This window comes from Halobacterium sp. KA-6 (assembly GCF_021029015.1).
GTDB lineage: Archaea > Halobacteriota > Halobacteria > Halobacteriales > Halobacteriaceae > Halobacterium.
Map to the genome: position 1 here is coordinate 88,396 of NZ_JAJJZH010000008.1, position 16,235 is coordinate 104,630.

Below are 16,235 nucleotides of genomic sequence, written 5' to 3' on the forward strand. Positions count from 1 at the left end.
GTAGTTTAGCCCTGGTAGTAGCGGTGGTACGTCTGCCGGTATCCGGTGATACCGTTATCCTTGAATCCTTTCACGTCCGTGGAGATTGCGTTCCTTTTTGCCTGGTTCATGATGAACAGAGCAGGCGCCTCCTCGGCAATAATTTGTTGAGCCTCTTCGTAGATGGGGATTCGCTCCTCTTGAGTGACAGTTCGCCGAGCGTCGTCAAGAAGTTGATCAACCTGATCGTTCTGGTACCAGGATGCGCTCGTCCAGGAGCCGTGGGAGCTACTGTGCCAGGCTGGATAGAGGAATGTGTCTGGGTCCGCGTAACTGAACGAGAGGTAGACGGCGAGCATGTCCGGTGTGGACTCCTTGCTCGTGGCCATCTCCGTGATGTTCGACCATGGTGCCTTGTTGACGGAGACAGTGGCTCCGAGCTCCTGGAGGTTCGACTGGAGTAGCAGACCCATGTTCTGCTCGACCGTCAGGCCGGAAACATAGGTGTAGTTCAGGTCGATGTCGCTGGCAGTGTAATCTGATTTGTCGAGTTCGGCCTGTGCTTGCTCGAGGTTCTGGCCATAGGTTTCGAGGTTGTCGGTGTGACTCCACATCGCGCTCGGGAGCGGGCCATTGAGGTGGTCGGAGTCGCCAGACATGATATCGTTGAGAGCCGCCTCGTAGTCGAATGCGTACGAGATGGCGCGACGGACGTGGACGTCGTTGAGTGGCTCGCGCTGCGTGTGCATGTAGATGTAGAATGGGTTGAACGTCGCTTTGGCATGCACACGGACGCCGTCCTCGCTGGCGAGGTCTTTATACGTCTGAAGGGGAAGCCACTGGTCGGCCATTTCCGCGCCTTCCCGCATGCGTCCCGCGGCGGTTGCCGTCTCTTGAACCATCTCGATGGTTACGGCCTCGTAGCCGCTCTGGCCGTGCGGGAATTCGCTCCACCAGTCGTCGTTCTTCTCGAGACCGATTTCGCGTTTCCGTTCGCGCGAGGAGAGTTTATAGGGGCCGCTACCAGCGTCGTTCTCTTCGAGCCATGCAGTTCCGTAGTCACCGTGGTCCCCGTACTGGCCGTCACTCGTGGCGTTCGCTTTGATTTGTTCTTCGTTGACGATGAAGAGGAATGGAAGCGTATAGAGGAATGGCGCGAAGACCTCATTAGTTGTCATCTTGACGGTCGTTTCGTTCACGACCTCAACGTTCTCAGGGGACAGGATGCCTTCCCACATCCATGAGAACCCCTGCTGCATGTCCATCATTCGTTGGACTGAGTATTTCACGTCGGACGCTGTGACGGGATCGCCATTATGGAAGACGGCATCAGGTTGGAGTTGGAACGTGTAGGTCCGACCGTCTTCGGAGATGGAGTAGTCTTCGGCGAGCCAGTTTTCGAGTTCGGGTGGGGTGGTGTCTGTATAGTATAGGAGAGGGTCGTAGACGTTATGGAGGGAAATGGTTTCGAGATTGTCCGACCCCTTCATTGGATCGATAGAACTCGGAGTCTGGGTCGTGACGTAGTTGAATTCGGTTTCCGTACTACCACCAGTTTCCGTCCCGCCACCCGCCGATTCGGTCGAACCGGTAGTCGTTTCGTTGCTGGATTGGTTACCGGTGCATCCTGCAAAGATTGCGCCGACACTCGCTGCTCCGCTGTATTTCAGGAATGTGCGACGGTCAACGTGGGTGTTGTTATTTCTACCCATGCCACCTATGTCCATTGTGAGGGGACTTAGTATTACCGAATAGATACCATAAAATGCACTCTGAAAACTACTATTCGGTCAGTGTTTCCTACTTTACCACACAAATCGGATGTCAAAGCATACAAAACAGAACTAGACGGGGAAAGAAATATATAGGAACACACGAAACGGCTATGACGTGCGACAGAACAACACACAACGGGTTGCGGTCGACATTGGTGGCACCTTTGTCGACGCAATCACGTTCAACCGCGATACCGGCGAAGTCAACCTCGAGAAAGCAGCAACGACCCCCGAACAACCTAGTAATGGCGTCCTCAATTCGATCGACAAAGTCAACGTCAACCTTTCCGACACCGAGGCTTTCGTCCACGGCACTACTCTCGGCCTTAATGCCGTCCTCGAACGCGACGGCGCTCGCACAGGAATTATTACCAACGAAGGCTTCTCCGACGTCTACGAGATCGCGCGCACCAACCTTGAGCGCGACTCGATGTACGACATCAACTACCAGAAGCCCGAATCGATGGTCCCCCGTCGACGCCGACTCGGGGTCCCCGGTCGGCTCAACTCGGATGGATCCGTCGTCGAAGAAATCGATGAGGGGGCTGTCGAAGATGCCGCCACGGAACTTGTCGAAGACCACGACGTCGACTCCATCGCCATTTGTTTCCTCCACTCCTACCAGAACGACCAACACGAACAAACCGCCGCTGACGTCGTCCGAAATGCCTACCCGGACGTCAGCGTCTCCGTCTCCAGTGACATTACCGGCGAATACCGCGAATATGAACGCACCAGTACCGCCGTCATGGACGGCTATATCAAGCCAATCTTCGAGAACTACGTCGACACACTCGACGCCGCGCTCGCCGACGAAGGCTTCGACGAATCGTTCTTTATCACCCGATCCGGTGGCGGTACACTAACCGCCGAAAGTGCCAAAGCCGCGCCTGTCCACACTATTCTCTCTGGTCCAGCCGGCGGACTCATCGGCGCCTCCCATGTCGGTGACGTCACCGGTCGCGACGACCTCATCACCGTCGACATGGGCGGCACCAGCCTCGACGCAGCCGTCATCGAAGACGGCTCCCCAGTCGTGAAATACGACTCCACACTGGAACACCAGCCGATGCTCATCCCCGTCTACGACATCCGCACCATCGGCGCAGGTGGCGGATCCATCGCCTGGCTCGACGGCGACCTTCTCAAAGTCGGCCCGGAGAGCGCCGGCGCCGACCCCGGCCCAATCTGTTACAACAACGGCGGCACCGAACCGACAGTCACTGACGCTGCACTCGCACTTGGCTTCCTTGACCCCGCGGACTTTCTCGGCGGTGAAATGGACACAGCCGAACAGGCCGCCATCGACGGCATCAAGTCCAAACTCGCCAACCCCCTCGACACGACCGTCGAGGACGCGAGTAGCGGCGTTCTCGACGTCGCTCTCGCGAACACCGTCGGCGCAATCCGCGAAATCACTGTCGAGAAAGGACTCGACCCCCGCGACTTCTCGATGGTCGCCTATGGCGGCGCTGGACCAATGTTCGTCCCGCTCGTCGCACGCGAACTCGGCGTCGATGAAGTGCTTGTTCCACAGGCCCCCTCCGTATTCTCCGCGTGGGGCATGTTGATGGCCGACGTCGTCTACGACTTCTCCCAGACGCATATCGCCGTCCTCAGCGACGTCGACCTCGACACGCTCAACGAGGCGTTCACCGACTTAGAAGCAGACGGCCGAGACACGCTCTCCACGGAAGGCATCAGCGAAGACCGCCAGACGCTCGAACGAACTGTCGAAATGCGGTACCACGGACAGGAACACACTGTCGAAGTCAACGCAGACGGCATTGAAGACCTCGACGAACTCGCCGACCGATTCGAAACCCAGCACGAAACCCGGTACGGACACACAATGGACGATCCCGTACAAGTCGTCCATCTCCGAGTCCGCGCCATCGGTGAGAATGACAAACCAAGTCTCGATCGCCAGGAAGCCAGCGACGGCACCCTCCAGCCGTCCGATACCCGCGAAGCGTACTGTTTCGCCGAAGACGGGTTCCGCGAGTTCGACGTCTACGAGCGCGCCACCCTCGCGCCCGGCGACGAACTCGAGGGTCCGGCAGTTGTCACCGAACCCACGACATCGCTGGTCTTCCACTCCGACCAATTCGCGACCATCGACGAATACGGCCACATCGTCGTCACCACGGAGGACGAACAATGAGCACTCAAAACATTGACGCGGCGACCGTTGAAGTCGTTCGAAACTACCTCACGTCTGCCGCGACCGAGATGCAACGTACACTCATCAGGACAGCGTACAACACCATCATCTACGAGATTCTCGACTTCGGGATCTCGATTTTCGACCGCGACCTGAACCTCATCGCGGACTCCCCGGGACTAGCGCTATTCCTGGGTGCCAACGACTACGGCATCGAGAAAGCCGTCGAACACGTCGGCGAGGAGAACATGAATCCTGGCGACGTGTTCATCATGAACTACCCGTACTGGAGCGGCACGCACACTCTCGACGTGCTGCTGTTCGCGCCCGTCTTCCACGACGACGAACTCATTGGGTACACGACATGTCGTGCCCACTGGCTCGACCTCGGCGCGAAAGACTCCGGGTACGTCCTCGACTCCACTGACGTCCACCAAGAAGGCGTCCTCTTCCCTGGCACGAAGGTGTACAAGGGCGGCGAGCCGGACGAAGAAATCATGGACATTATCCGGTTCAACTCCCGAATGCCGGAGAAAGTCGAGGGCGACCTGAACGCCCAGGTTGCAGCCGTCCGCACGGGCGAACAACGCCTCCAGGAGCTCTACGAGAAATACGGCGACGACACCGTCGAATCAGCTATTGACAAAATCCTCGACCACGGCGAACAGACCGCACGCGAAGCCGTGGCGGAACTCCCCGATGGATCTTGGTCTGCAACAGGGTATGCGGACGGCGTCGGTCGCGACGACGACGATCTCATCAAACTCAGCGCGGAGGTCACTATCGACGGCGACGAGTTCGCTGTCGACTTCTCTGGGTCCTCCGGCGAAGTCGACGAACCCCTGAATATTCCACCAGGGATGTCCGAGACGATCTGCAAGCTCACGTTCAAGACCCTGACGACACCCGAAGAGGACTCCAACGGCGGCCAGTATGAGCCGCTCACGATGCACGTCCCCGAGGATAACATCTTCAACGCGAGCTACCCCGCGCCGACGTTCACTGTGTGGGCCGGTATCGTTGCCATCGACGTCGTCTACAAGGCGCTCGCAAAGGGCATGCCCGACCGCGTCCCTGCGAGTACTGGCGGCGACCTTGCGGACATCATGCTGTTCGGCGAGAATCCGGACACTGGCCGTCCGTTCGTCGAAGCGAACAACGAGGGCGTCGGCTGGGGCGGCGGCATCGATCACGACGGCGAGAACGCGCTCATGCACATCAGTGAGACGATGGTCCGAAACATCCCTATTGAGGTCTTCGAGAACAAGGCCCCGATCCGGTTCGACCAGCTCTCGCTACGTGAGGATTCCGGCGGTCCCGGTCAACACCGTGGCGGCCTCGGCATCCAGCGGGACTTCCGCGTGCTTGAGCCGGTCGGTGCGCTCTCGATCGTCCAGAAAACTCGCACCGAGAACTGGGGACTCAACGGCGGTAAACCTGGAAAGAAAAACGTCGTCGTCCTTGACTCCGATGAGGACGACTTCGACGACCGCGTCGAGACACTCGTCGACAACGACCATCTCTACGAGGGCGAAGACGGCAAGCACGTCGGGATGTTCCGTGGGAACTTCGTGCCCGACGAAGTCATCTCGAACCGGACCGCGGGTGGCGCCGGATACGGTGACCCGTTCGATCGAGATCCGGAGCATGTCCTTGAGGACTTCCGTGACGGCTACGTCTCCCGGGAGGGCGCCCGTGAACAGTACGGGGTCGTAATCACTGAGGATGGACAGGTCGACGAAGAAGCTACCGCGGGGCTGCGAGCAGACCAATGACGGACATCCTCTGGATCGACCCGGTAGCCCACGCCGACTTCTCGGGGGACATCCAGGACATCCTCCAGTCTGCCGGTCGACCCAACACGAACGTCGACGTCACGGCGCTCGATCGTGGCCCACACCACGTCGAGTACCATTACTACGAGTCCCTCGTTACGCCGGACGTCCTGCACAAGGTCAAGCGCGCTGAAAACGAGGGTTACGACGCCACCGTCATCGGGTGTTTCTACGACCTTGCACTGGAGGAAGCCCGGGAAGTTAGTGACACGATGCCAATCGCGGCGCCTGCCGAGGCGACAACCCATCTCGCGACGACACTCGGCGACTCGTTCTCGGTCGTAGTCGGGAGGCAGAAGTGGGTCCCTCAGATGCGGGGTCGCGTTCGAAAATACGGATTCGGCGACCACCTTGCATCGTTCCGGACTGCCGACCTCGGAGTGCTGGATTTCCAATCTGAACCAGAGACGACCGAGCGACGCCTCCGTGAGGCCGCCACCGCGGCCGTCGAAGAAGACAACGCCGAGGTTGTCATCCTCGGCTGTACCGCCGAGTATGGGTTCTACGAGGACCTCCAGTCGGACCTCGGCGTCCCAGTCCTGGACGCGGTGACGGCGCCGTTCAAGTTCGCCGAGCTGCTCGCCGACCTCGCCACATTCGGCTGGACACAGAGCAAGGCGGGTGGGTACGAGTCACCCCCGCTGTCTGAGATCTCCAACTGGGGAATCGAGGACGACTACGAGAACGCCGATGTCTGGACGCAGGGTGACGACGCGTGAATTTCGAAGAGCGTGTGGCAGCCTGCCAGAAACAGCTGGCTGTCGAAGGCGCGGAAGCCCTCGTGTTGTTCCCGAGTGTCGATATGCAGTACCTCTCCGGATTCACGGACGAGCCGATGGAACGACATCTGTTCCTGATTCTCGGAGAGAACGGCGAACCCGCATTTGTTGCACCCGAACTCTACGAATCCCACATCGAGGATGACTCCTGGGTCGACGATGTCCGGACGTACGGCGACGGTGATGACCCACTCGCGTTAGTCGAGGAAGTCGCGGACGACCTTGACATCGGTGAGGGGCGCCTTCTCGTCGACGATCGTATGTGGGCGCAATTCACCCTCGACCTCCGTGAGACATTCCCTGCAGCCGACTTCGGGCTTGCTAGTGAAGTCATCGGCGAGCTTCGCGTCCGGAAATCCAAAGCGGAAGTCGATGCGCTTCGGCGTGCAGGCGTGGCTGCAGACGCAGCCATGGCGGATGTCCACGATCTCGGCTCAGACGCTGTCGGCATGACGGAAACCGAACTCGCGGCGTACATCGAGGACCGGCTCACCGTACATGGTGGCGAAGAGACCTCGTTTGCGCCGATCGTTGGTAGCGGGCCGAATGGCGCGAAACCACACCACCGACACGGGGACCGTGAGATCGACGTTGGTGACCCCGTTGTCTTGGACTTCGGAACTCGAATCGACGGATATCCGAGCGACCAGACTCGGACAGTCGTGTTCGGCGGTGACCCGCCTTCTGAATTCAAGACGGTCCACGAGGTCGTCCGGGAAGCCCAACAGGCGGCCATCGAGACGATCCAGCCTGGCGTACCGGCTGAAGCCGTCGACACCGCGGCACGCGAAGTTATCGCAGATGCGGGCTACGGTGACGCGTTCATTCACCGAACGGGGCACGGGCTTGGCCTCGAGGTCCACGAAGATCCGTACATCGTGAGTGGGAACGATGAACGACTCCAGGAAGGCATGGTCTTCTCTGTAGAACCCGGCGTCTACTTCGATGGCAAATTTGGTGTTCGCATCGAGGATATTGTGGTCGTCACTACAGACGGCTGCGAGCGGTTGAACGACACTAGTCGCGATTGGCGAGCGTAGGGGCTGTCGGCGAAGCCGTGCCGGCACCACTCGTTGTGACTTCTCCCACGACTAAAGTCGCGGGCTGCCCTCACTGAGGGTTAAGTCCACGCCGTCTGAGGAGTTCGCAGGTTCCATCTCACTGGTAGCTCCCTAGAGTACGACCTGCGTTTCGGGCTGAGCCACAACAGCCCCAACCGTCGATAGCGGGCTCTGAATGTCCTTACCGACGGCTCGTTGATCGATATTCGACGCCCCATTCTTGTCACCATTATCCTCCATCCCACACTCTCCACACTCGAACCGTCCTTGAACAGCACGACTCGAGTTCTGTGATCCACACCGCCAACACGCAACACGTCACAGACGTGTCGTACTCCTGCATGGGGATGCACTCTCGACCGTCGAGGTGGGACTTGTACGTGAGGATGGTCGCCAGTTTCGCGTACGGCATTTTGTGGGCCTTGTCGTTCACGTACCGCCCTTCGTCGTTGTCGAAACGCAACCCGGTCAGATCACCGAAGACGATGGCGGCGTTGCGCTCACGAGCGCGAGCGGCGACCTCGTTCGCCAGTTGGCATGACGACCGTGGCTCTATGGTTGTTCTTCAACATTGGAATCGTCTACGAACTCATCCCCGGGTTCATCTTCGCCAGTATCGCCATTATCGTCATGAGTCTGGCCACCGGGGAACCACCAGAGGTAGTCAAACAAGAATTCCAAGATGCAACCGGTTCCAGTGGCCTTCGCGTCGAAAACCCTGACGAAGCCGGCACTCCAAGCGACGATTAACTGGAATTAGGCGCTAAGTCTTCTTTCCCAAGGGGCAACGCAACGAACGGATCGACCGAGTAGCGCAGTAGGTAGGGAGTACAGCACCGCACGGTTCTCCACGTTCGTCCCTCGACCATTCAGCATCCGGTGCATCCACTATAGATTAGGGTATCGACCAGACAGAGTGACATCCTCCGCGCCGTGAACGGCGTGGCTTCCTTACATGGGAATATCGGTAACACCAGTAGTGGGTTCCGACCAGATCATAGACGGTGTGGTCGACGTCTCGGTCGCGTTAGTTGACCCGTCCGAGGATGTCAGCGGCCGATGATTGCCCTGAGCGCGAATAAGGCGTTGGATTTGCGTTCTCGGATGCGTCGGTAGAAGTACGAGAACCACTTGTTGCCGTAGGGAGTGTACTGGTAGACGTCGTAGCCCTCGTCAGCGAGGTCGAACTGTGCTTGTTCGCGGACGCCCATTAGCATCTGGATTTCGAAGGGGGTTCCGTGTTCGTCGTGGAGTTCTGTCGCGAGGTTGATCATCTGTGGGTCGTGGCTCCCTACGGCGATGCCCTCGTCAAATGCTTCGAACATGTAGGTGAGGTACTCCTCGTAGGCTTCGTCGACGCGTGCTTTGTTCTTGTAGGCGATGTCGTTGGGTTCGTCGTAGGCGCCTTTCACGAGTCGGACTTTGCCGGGGAGGTCCGCGAGGCGTTCGAGGTCCTCACGCGTGCGCTTAAGGTTCGCCTGGATGCAGACGCCGACGTTGCCCTCAGTTTCGCGGGCGTGACGTTCGAAGGCGTCGAGAGTGACGTCAGTTGTCGGGTGGTCTTCCATGTCGATCCAGACGAAGCAGTCGGCGGCGTCGACGATGCGTGCGAGGTTCTCCTCGAAGGCGTCGTCACTGATGCTGAGGCCGATCTGGCTGGGTTTGATCGAAATGCAGGCGTCGGTATTCCGGTCGGCGAGGTCGTGGACGAGGTCGATGTACGCGTCTGCGTCCGCGTCGGCGTTGGCTCGTTGATCGTAGTGTTCGCCGAGGAGGTTCAGGATGCCGTGAACGCCGCGGTCGTTCAACTTGTCGACATGATCCATCGCCTCCCCAGGTGTCTCACCTGCCACGAAGTTGCTAGCAATCGGTGGTATCATATAATATCGTAGCTACTGGATTGCCCTAAATCTATTCCCGACCAGATATTCTATACATTACGTGGGTGGTCATGGCGCCTTGGCGTCCGTCATATTAGACGTACATTTTAATTACCTGAACTGGTATTGTGGTGGTATGCTTCCGAATAGTAAAGGACGACTCATTAAATCGCTTGAGAGCTGCTTCGATATAATTGAATTTCTGATGCAGGAGGATGGGGGCACACTTGACGACATTGCAGATAATCTTGAGGTGTCTCGAAGCACTGCGCACAACCACCTCTCTACCCTCGCCAAAAGGGGATATGTGGAAAGATATGGGCAAGAGTATCGTGTTGGCCTCGGGTTCCTACAACTTGGTGAATATGCGAAAAATAGTAACCCCCAATTTACATCGATGGAACCTATTGTTTGCGATCTTGCTGAACGAACTGGAGAAGAGGCCGACTTTACTGTCCCCGAAAATGGACGTCTCGTCTCCCTCTATCATGAAGTTGGCCAGCAAAAAGAACCGGGGAGTCAAGTTGGAAGTACTTTTTATATGCACAATACAGCAGCTGGGAAATCTATTCTAGCTGAACTTTCTACCGATCAAATTAATGATATTTTAGATTGTTGGGGGATGCCTAGTGTTACTGAACAAACAATAACTGATCGTGATGAATTATTTTCAGAGCTTGAAGAGATTCGCTCTCAAGGATATGCTGTAAATAACCAGGAATACATGGATGGATATCGGTCCGTCGGGGCTGTCGTCACGAACTCTGCAGGTACTATTCTCGGATCTCTTTGTGTTGGAGGACCGAAATATCGTATGAGTCGGGAAAAATAAACCGGCGTATTGCAGATGAATTGTTAGACCAAGCTTCCAACGCGAGATCCATATTGGAGAAGCAGGACAGTCAAGACCAAAATCCCTATTTCAACATCATTTGACATCCTCCCCGCCCTGAAGGGCGAGGATTCCCGAGCGTTGGGATATTACGGTTTGCAACCCGCCTGTTCGCTCGGTGCGAAACGCCCCGAGGTTTGGTTGAACAGGTAGGCTACTGGCCGTGCCAACCGACCGATACTCATATCCCCAGATGGGGGACTCTGAGTTATCTTTCTGCGAATATTTACTGCACCGTTGACGTCCGCGTTCATCGTCGCCCCCCACGACTCACAGACGTACAACCCACGCTCCACACGATTCGCGTCTCGCTTCCGTCCACAACACGAACACGTCTTGCTCGTGTCTCGCTCGCTCGTGCGGTCTACGAGGATGCCGCGTTCTTCGGCCTTGTATTCAAGCAAGCGAGTGAAGCGGTCGAACTCCCAGCCGTGGAGTTTCTTGTTTCCGCGTTTTCCCCAGTTCCGAGAGTCACCGTTCTCATCTTCACGAATCTGGCTCAAGTCACCGATGGCGATGCGACCGACTTCGTGGTCGATGCACCGCGCTACGATGTGCTTGGCGAGCGCGTGCAGGAAAGTGGTCTTTCCGACGCGAGAGGGTCTGATGGGCGCGAAGCGCACGGCGTGACGGGCCGTTTTCGCCTTCAGTGTCGTACTCGTCGCGGGTGAAGTAGTGCTTGTCCTGTTTCAGCACGTTCCCCGGATACAACTCCGCATCACCATCGTCGTAGGCGATAGCAAGATAGTTCTTGATACCGAGATCGATTCCGGCGGTGTTGTCGCCCGGTGCGTCCTCGACGGGGATCTCTTTTTTGCAGACGAGGTGGAGTTCCCATCGGTCGCCGTTCCAGACAGCTCTGACTTGCTGGATGTTCTCGACGGTCACGTCCGGTCGTGTTTCGTATTCTGCGAGGATGAAGTCCGAACGGTGACTCTTGAGGTTGAAGCCTTTGCTCAGACGGAGTTGGTTGTGCTTGGAGTCGTGCTTGATACCGTTCTGTTTCCACGTGACGGTAGAGCGTGGGTGGTTGTCGCCTCGCTTTAGGTAACCGGGCGGATTTGCGTCTGTGTCGCCGTTCTTGCGCTTTTTGAACCAGCCGGTGAACGACTCAGCAAGCTCTTCAAGAACTCGCTGACTTGACTGAGAATGGAGGTCACTGTATCGTTCGTGGTCTTTTAATTCGCGCTTGAGGTCGGCTTCGGACGGTATCTCGCCCGTGTCATCCCATTCTTGTTGGGTGTGGTAGCGAGCGACGTTCCACAGTTTCGACGCGGAGTGCCCGCAGTCATCAAGGTCGCCACTCACCTGAGAGTGATTGGCGATTTTCGCTCGATAGGTGCGGGTTGTCTCCAGCATCGAACTGTGTTCATAACTAGTTATGAATGATTATATATTAAAAGCGATAGTTGGGCATGGAATATCCAGCAGTGCCATCGAACGAGGATAGTGGAGGAGTTGTCGTCTGTATCCCGCCCTGAAGAGCGGGATTTTAGCCTCGAATTTTTCATAATTGCTATTGGGCCACAGTATTCAGCTGCACCGTGCCGTGCTAAACTATCAATTTTAGATTCTATATTTGATCTTGAGATATTCGGTGTCAATCGAATACTATTCACCGTTCATATATAGTATAAGGCCGACCTACAGTCCACCGTTTGGCGGTAATCAGAACACGTTGTGGTTGAGGAGACTGTGATCAACCTTAACGACGAGTAAGACTGACTGCATGCTGCCCACGACTTCGAGATATATTACTCTAGAAAAGCCATTATCTCCGTTATTGCGCCCAACAACACGGCCGATCACGTTGCCGATTGACATCCTCCTCGGCATGAACGCGGAGGAATCCCGAGCGGTGGGAGTGCCACGTCCCCGGGGACTCCTATCCTCCATCAATTTCGGACTCCCGGAGTTGTTTGTGCCTCACGGGAGTCCGGTAGACTTCGATAGACTCGGAGTTACGTTTCGTGGTGTTTGCAAGCAGTCCGGCACCGGCGCTGATTCATTATAGGAACCAGCTGTTCACCGGACTGGTTCCAGATACTGTCTCATTGCTTGGGCTGACAGGCCGCCTCCGTAGGACGGGTCGGAGTCCGCTCCGTCCCATCGATTCCTCCTCTACAGTAGGTCAGCCTGTCACGTAACCGTCACCGAGGGAAACGTGGGGGTGGCGTTTGAACGATGGTCTGTCACCAGAAGTGACGGGGCGTATCCACGCCGTCAACGGCCTGGGATTGCGCCTGTTCAGCCTATCAGGTCGATCCTGATCGACGGTCTTGTATCATTTCCCTTAATATCTCTTAGTAGATTTTTGGTATATTTCTATTTCTACCATTCTACTTACTATCAAATATACTTCGTTGAAGGGTTCTTCCGCATCCAGAGCACTATCCAGCTAAAAATCGTTTTCCAACCGGTACCATTCGCCAGGCATAGTTTGCTCGAATGCGATCTTCCGAGCGCGGTCTTCTTGGCTCGTGGCCAGATAATTCGCCAGCTAAAGATCCAAGTGGCTATTCTCTCGAATTGTCTTACCGAAACGAGACCGCTCAACCCACGTCAGTATATGTTCTATTTACCTGCTTGTCTGGATGAGTGGCTTACGTCTCGCTCCTTCAAGGGAGAAATATCTCATAATAAATTCGATTGAATTTGTTACTCAGATATTAGAAGAGGATCGCTTCAATAAGGCCAATTTTAGATCGAATAGATCAGATTGCGAAACTCATTCTACAATAGTAAATAGAGGATTACATCCATACGAGCGTAATTCAAATTCTCTATGTACGACGCTTGGACTTGTCCCAGATATCGGAATGATGACTGACTATTTATCCAAGGAGATAGTATAGCGGTTCGCACCTAACGTTTATATGGGTCGAATCATACTGTTTCTGTGTATGTCCCAGACGTTATGTTTCGACATATATGGGTCAGTCCATAATCAGCATAGTATTGTAGAAACGCTCAATGAGATCATCGATCTCCCGATACACGTGTTGGAAGACCTGTCTGAAATGTGGGTCAACCATCAGATCTCGTATTCGATGGAGGTCTCGTTGATGGGAGAGTACCAGACGTGGTGGGACCTAACGGTTCATTCACTGGAGTACGCGCTAGAATACTATGACATTAGCATAACTGCTGAAGAGAAAGATCGAATCATGGATGCATACGGCCACCTTGAGCCGTACGAAGATTGGGAGGAGTTCGAAAAGCTTCGAGATGCAGGTCATGAACTCTATATCCTCTCGGACGGAAATCCCGAAATGCTTCGTGAATTGGCGAGCAATACTGGATTTGACGAGTATCTTGATGGCATTGTAAGCGTGCATGAGACCGGGAAATACAAACCCCATCCCGATGTGTACCACAACATTGAGAATTACGCAGATCGCCCGGTCGAAGAATGCACTATGGTCGCAACGCATACCTTCGACGTTGCAGGAGCGCAAGCGGCAGGGATGAAAACCGCCCTTGTGAATCGATTCAGCGTCCCTGAGACCCGCTTGGGACACACGCCAGATCTCGTCGTTGATTCGTACGCGGAACTCGCCGAAGAACTAAGCTGAGACACTTAGTACGCGCCTCCTCTTTCTCGGACAGGCGCTTTCGCACGTAGTGGCGAACCGCGTCGCCGACCACGAGTACGCCACCTTCTAGTCCGTGGAGTACCCCCTGATTGGCGACGACCGCCTCCCCTACAAGACCAACCCTCGGGCTTCGGTGACACCCTTACCGCCTACTGCAACATCCGAGACTGGCACAATGACGTCACAGCTTCGGACGGTACGCTCTCCATAGAGGAGCCCCTCATCCCCTAGCTTTCAGAACGACGGGGGAGTCGACACCTTTCCTATATTGAAGGAATCCGGCAGTAGCCCGCAGAAAGCCTGCTCGGTAATAGTCAACTGTAGCAACTGTCTGTTGTAGACACTATACTCCAGTCGTCCGAACCAAAAAGAACGGGCAGTCAGGGTGCTTCTTGGTCCAGCGCGTCTTCGATCGCGGTGACGGTGCGTTCAAGTTGTTCCCGGGAGATTGGGAGTGGGGGCTGAAAGCGGAGTACGTTCGAGTAGAAGCCTCCAACGCCCATTACAATACCGTCCTCACGGAGCTGGTTGCCAACGTGTTTTGCGAGTTTGGCGTCCGGTGCTGGCGCAACACCCATAGGGCCGCTCTCCGATGGGTCGACTAACTCGACGCCTTGCATTAATCCGAGGCCACGGGTATTTCCAACGACCTCGTAGGATGCTTCGAGGTCAGCTAACCGATCATTGAGCCAGATACCCTGTTCTCGTGCATTTGCGACTAGACCATCCTGAAGCTCATTGATCGTTGCTTGGGCTGCTGCACAGGCAACTGGATTCCCGCCAAATGTCGAGAGATGATCGCCAGATTCGAAGGCGTCAGCGATCTCCTTGCGGGCGGTAAATGCACCGAGTGGCAGACCGTTTGCAATCCCCTTTGCTTGCGGCATGATATCTGGGACGACATCGAAGTGGTCGCTAGCCCACATCTCACCAGTCCGTCCGTAGCCCGTCTGCACCTCGTCGACAATCAGCAAGCCACCATGCTGGTGGGTAATTTCCTGAATCCGTTCGAGCCATCCCTCTGGCGGAACGATAATCCCACCCTCGCCCATGATTGGCTCGACAATCACGGCCGCGATATCTCCGGACGTATGTGTTTCAATAATGCGCTCAAGCTGATTTGCACAATCCGCCGTACAAGAGTCACCGTCACAGCGTGGACACCGGTAGCTGTACGGCGGCGCTACGTGTGCGACGTCATTCAGCGTCGGGGCCATCTCATCCTTGTAGGCCTTGTTTCCAGTGAGAGATAGGGAGCCAAGAGTACGTCCGTGGAAGGACATCTCCAGCGCAATCACTTCCTTCGAACTGGTGTATTTCCGAGCGAGTTTCACCGCGCCTTCCACGGCTTCTGTTCCCGAATTCGCGAAGAAGGTCTTTTGTAGCCCCCCCGGGGTGACTTCAGCTAATTTCTCGGCGAGGTCTGCGGCTGGTTGATGGGGATGCAGGTACGTACAACCGTGGATGAATTCATCAAGCTGATCTTTGGCGGCCTCAACGATAGTTTCCTCGCGATGTCCAGCATTTGTGACGGAAATACCGGAGAAGACGTCAAGGTATTCGTTACCATCGAAGTCCTCAACGGTACAGCCTTCGGCGCGTTTGATTGGGACGTCGAGGCTTTTCCAGATTGGCATGAGGTACTGCTCATATTGATCCTTAATTGCCGCGTTGCCCACTGGCGTGGATTGCTCTTTGGACATGGATGCTCCTCTATATGTATGAATTAAGTCCTATGACTTAATATTTCCCCAGACGATATTCGGCGTTCTAGAATTACGCGTACTTCGTCCGATTGAGCGACCTACCGCTGAAATGGTGGGATTCCGCGTGGACTCTCATTCTAGCCACTCGTAGTGGCCAGAGAGTAGATGCCGTTCACGTTCAATGTTCCGCTGTTCAAGCGCATGCCTACGTGTGCGTCTCCGCCCGCTCCAGTTTGGTACTTACGGAGAACCCGCTAACCGATGTTTTTAGTAGCGTTGTAGTCGGCGTAGTTCCAGTACTCGCCTTCAAGCACACGAACTTTCGACCTTGTACTCGACGGCGTGGGCAAGCATCGTACCGGCAACGAGACGCCAACCCAAACGTGTCTACTCATGGGCTTATCTGAACACTGCCCGGAAGAATAACATAATATTGTAAGATGGTTATTCTTTATCGAGATTACCCTATAGAACCGTTTGGGATCGATGGGGGAGACCGAGAAACACTGTATTTTTGAAGTCGCATTTCTTGTGTGGCTTCTGTATGACTATCCAGCTATTCCTGCTT

At 55.7% G+C, this 16,235-nt stretch carries 11 protein-coding genes and 1 pseudogene; 7 read left to right on the forward strand and 5 right to left on the reverse strand.

The window, feature by feature from the left end; genetic code table 11:
* Positions 1-5: 5 nt before the first annotated feature.
* Positions 6-1,469: an ABC transporter substrate-binding protein gene (locus LPA46_RS14675; protein WP_330166345.1), complete on the reverse strand. Its 1,464-nt coding sequence runs from the start codon at positions 1,467-1,469 to the stop codon at positions 6-8.
* Between the two features lie 400 nt (positions 1,470-1,869).
* Here LPA46_RS14675 and LPA46_RS14680 point away from each other — a divergent pair, with 400 nt between their 5' ends.
* Genes LPA46_RS14680 through LPA46_RS14695 form a run of 4 tightly spaced genes read left to right on the forward strand, consistent with a single transcriptional unit; the run spans position 1,870 to position 7,572 of the window.
* Complete coding sequence (locus LPA46_RS14680) at positions 1,870-3,918, forward strand: hydantoinase/oxoprolinase family protein (protein ID WP_230893131.1); 2,049 nt, start codon at positions 1,870-1,872, stop codon at positions 3,916-3,918.
* Positions 3,915-5,693: a hydantoinase B/oxoprolinase family protein gene (locus LPA46_RS14685; RefSeq protein WP_230893132.1), complete on the forward strand. Its 1,779-nt coding sequence runs from the start codon at positions 3,915-3,917 to the stop codon at positions 5,691-5,693. Before LPA46_RS14680 ends, LPA46_RS14685 begins: the two co-directional genes overlap by 4 nt.
* On the forward strand, positions 5,690-6,472 hold the full coding sequence (locus LPA46_RS14690) for an aspartate/glutamate racemase family protein (protein ID WP_230893133.1): 783 nt from the start codon (positions 5,690-5,692) through the stop codon (positions 6,470-6,472). Before LPA46_RS14685 ends, LPA46_RS14690 begins: the two co-directional genes overlap by 4 nt.
* A gap of 14 nt (positions 6,473-6,486) precedes the next feature.
* A complete protein-coding gene (locus tag LPA46_RS14695) occupies positions 6,487-7,572 on the forward strand; it encodes a M24 family metallopeptidase (protein WP_230893134.1) in 1,086 nt (361 codons plus the stop codon).
* 250 nt (positions 7,573-7,822) lie between these two features.
* Here LPA46_RS14695 and LPA46_RS19260 read toward each other — a convergent pair whose 3' ends face one another.
* The gene (locus tag LPA46_RS19260; protein WP_442908262.1) at positions 7,823-8,149 is read right to left on the reverse strand and encodes an IS200/IS605 family accessory protein TnpB-related protein; all 327 of its coding nucleotides are present in this window, start codon (positions 8,147-8,149) and stop codon (positions 7,823-7,825) included.
* Here LPA46_RS19260 and LPA46_RS14700 point away from each other — a divergent pair.
* Positions 8,131-8,343, forward strand: coding sequence for a hypothetical protein (locus LPA46_RS14700; protein WP_230893135.1), 213 nt, complete (start codon positions 8,131-8,133; stop codon positions 8,341-8,343). The genes LPA46_RS19260 and LPA46_RS14700 overlap by 19 nt on opposite strands.
* A gap of 299 nt (positions 8,344-8,642) precedes the next feature.
* On the opposite strand, the gene LPA46_RS14705 is transcribed toward LPA46_RS14700, so the two are convergent.
* Complete coding sequence (locus LPA46_RS14705) at positions 8,643-9,473, reverse strand: proline dehydrogenase family protein (protein WP_230893136.1); 831 nt, start codon at positions 9,471-9,473, stop codon at positions 8,643-8,645.
* Positions 9,474-9,609: 136 nt separating this feature from the next.
* Between LPA46_RS14705 and LPA46_RS14710 the strand changes: the two genes are divergently transcribed.
* Positions 9,610-10,305, forward strand: a complete 696-nt coding sequence (locus LPA46_RS14710; RefSeq protein WP_230893137.1) for an IclR family transcriptional regulator — start codon at positions 9,610-9,612, stop codon at positions 10,303-10,305.
* Positions 10,306-10,454: 149 nt separating this feature from the next.
* Here LPA46_RS14710 and LPA46_RS14715 read toward each other — a convergent pair.
* A pseudogene (locus LPA46_RS14715) lies at positions 10,455-11,724 on the reverse strand (RNA-guided endonuclease InsQ/TnpB family protein).
* Between the two features lie 1,544 nt (positions 11,725-13,268).
* On the opposite strand from LPA46_RS14715, the gene LPA46_RS14720 reads away from it, so the two are divergent.
* Complete coding sequence (locus LPA46_RS14720) at positions 13,269-13,940, forward strand: haloacid dehalogenase type II (RefSeq protein ID WP_230893138.1); 672 nt, start codon at positions 13,269-13,271, stop codon at positions 13,938-13,940.
* Positions 13,941-14,341: 401 nt separating this feature from the next.
* On the opposite strand, the gene LPA46_RS14725 is transcribed toward LPA46_RS14720, so the two are convergent.
* Entirely contained in the window at positions 14,342-15,664 is a 1,323-nt protein-coding gene (locus LPA46_RS14725) for an aspartate aminotransferase family protein (RefSeq protein ID WP_230893139.1), read from the reverse strand.
* Between the last annotated feature and the right edge of the window lie 571 nt (positions 15,665-16,235).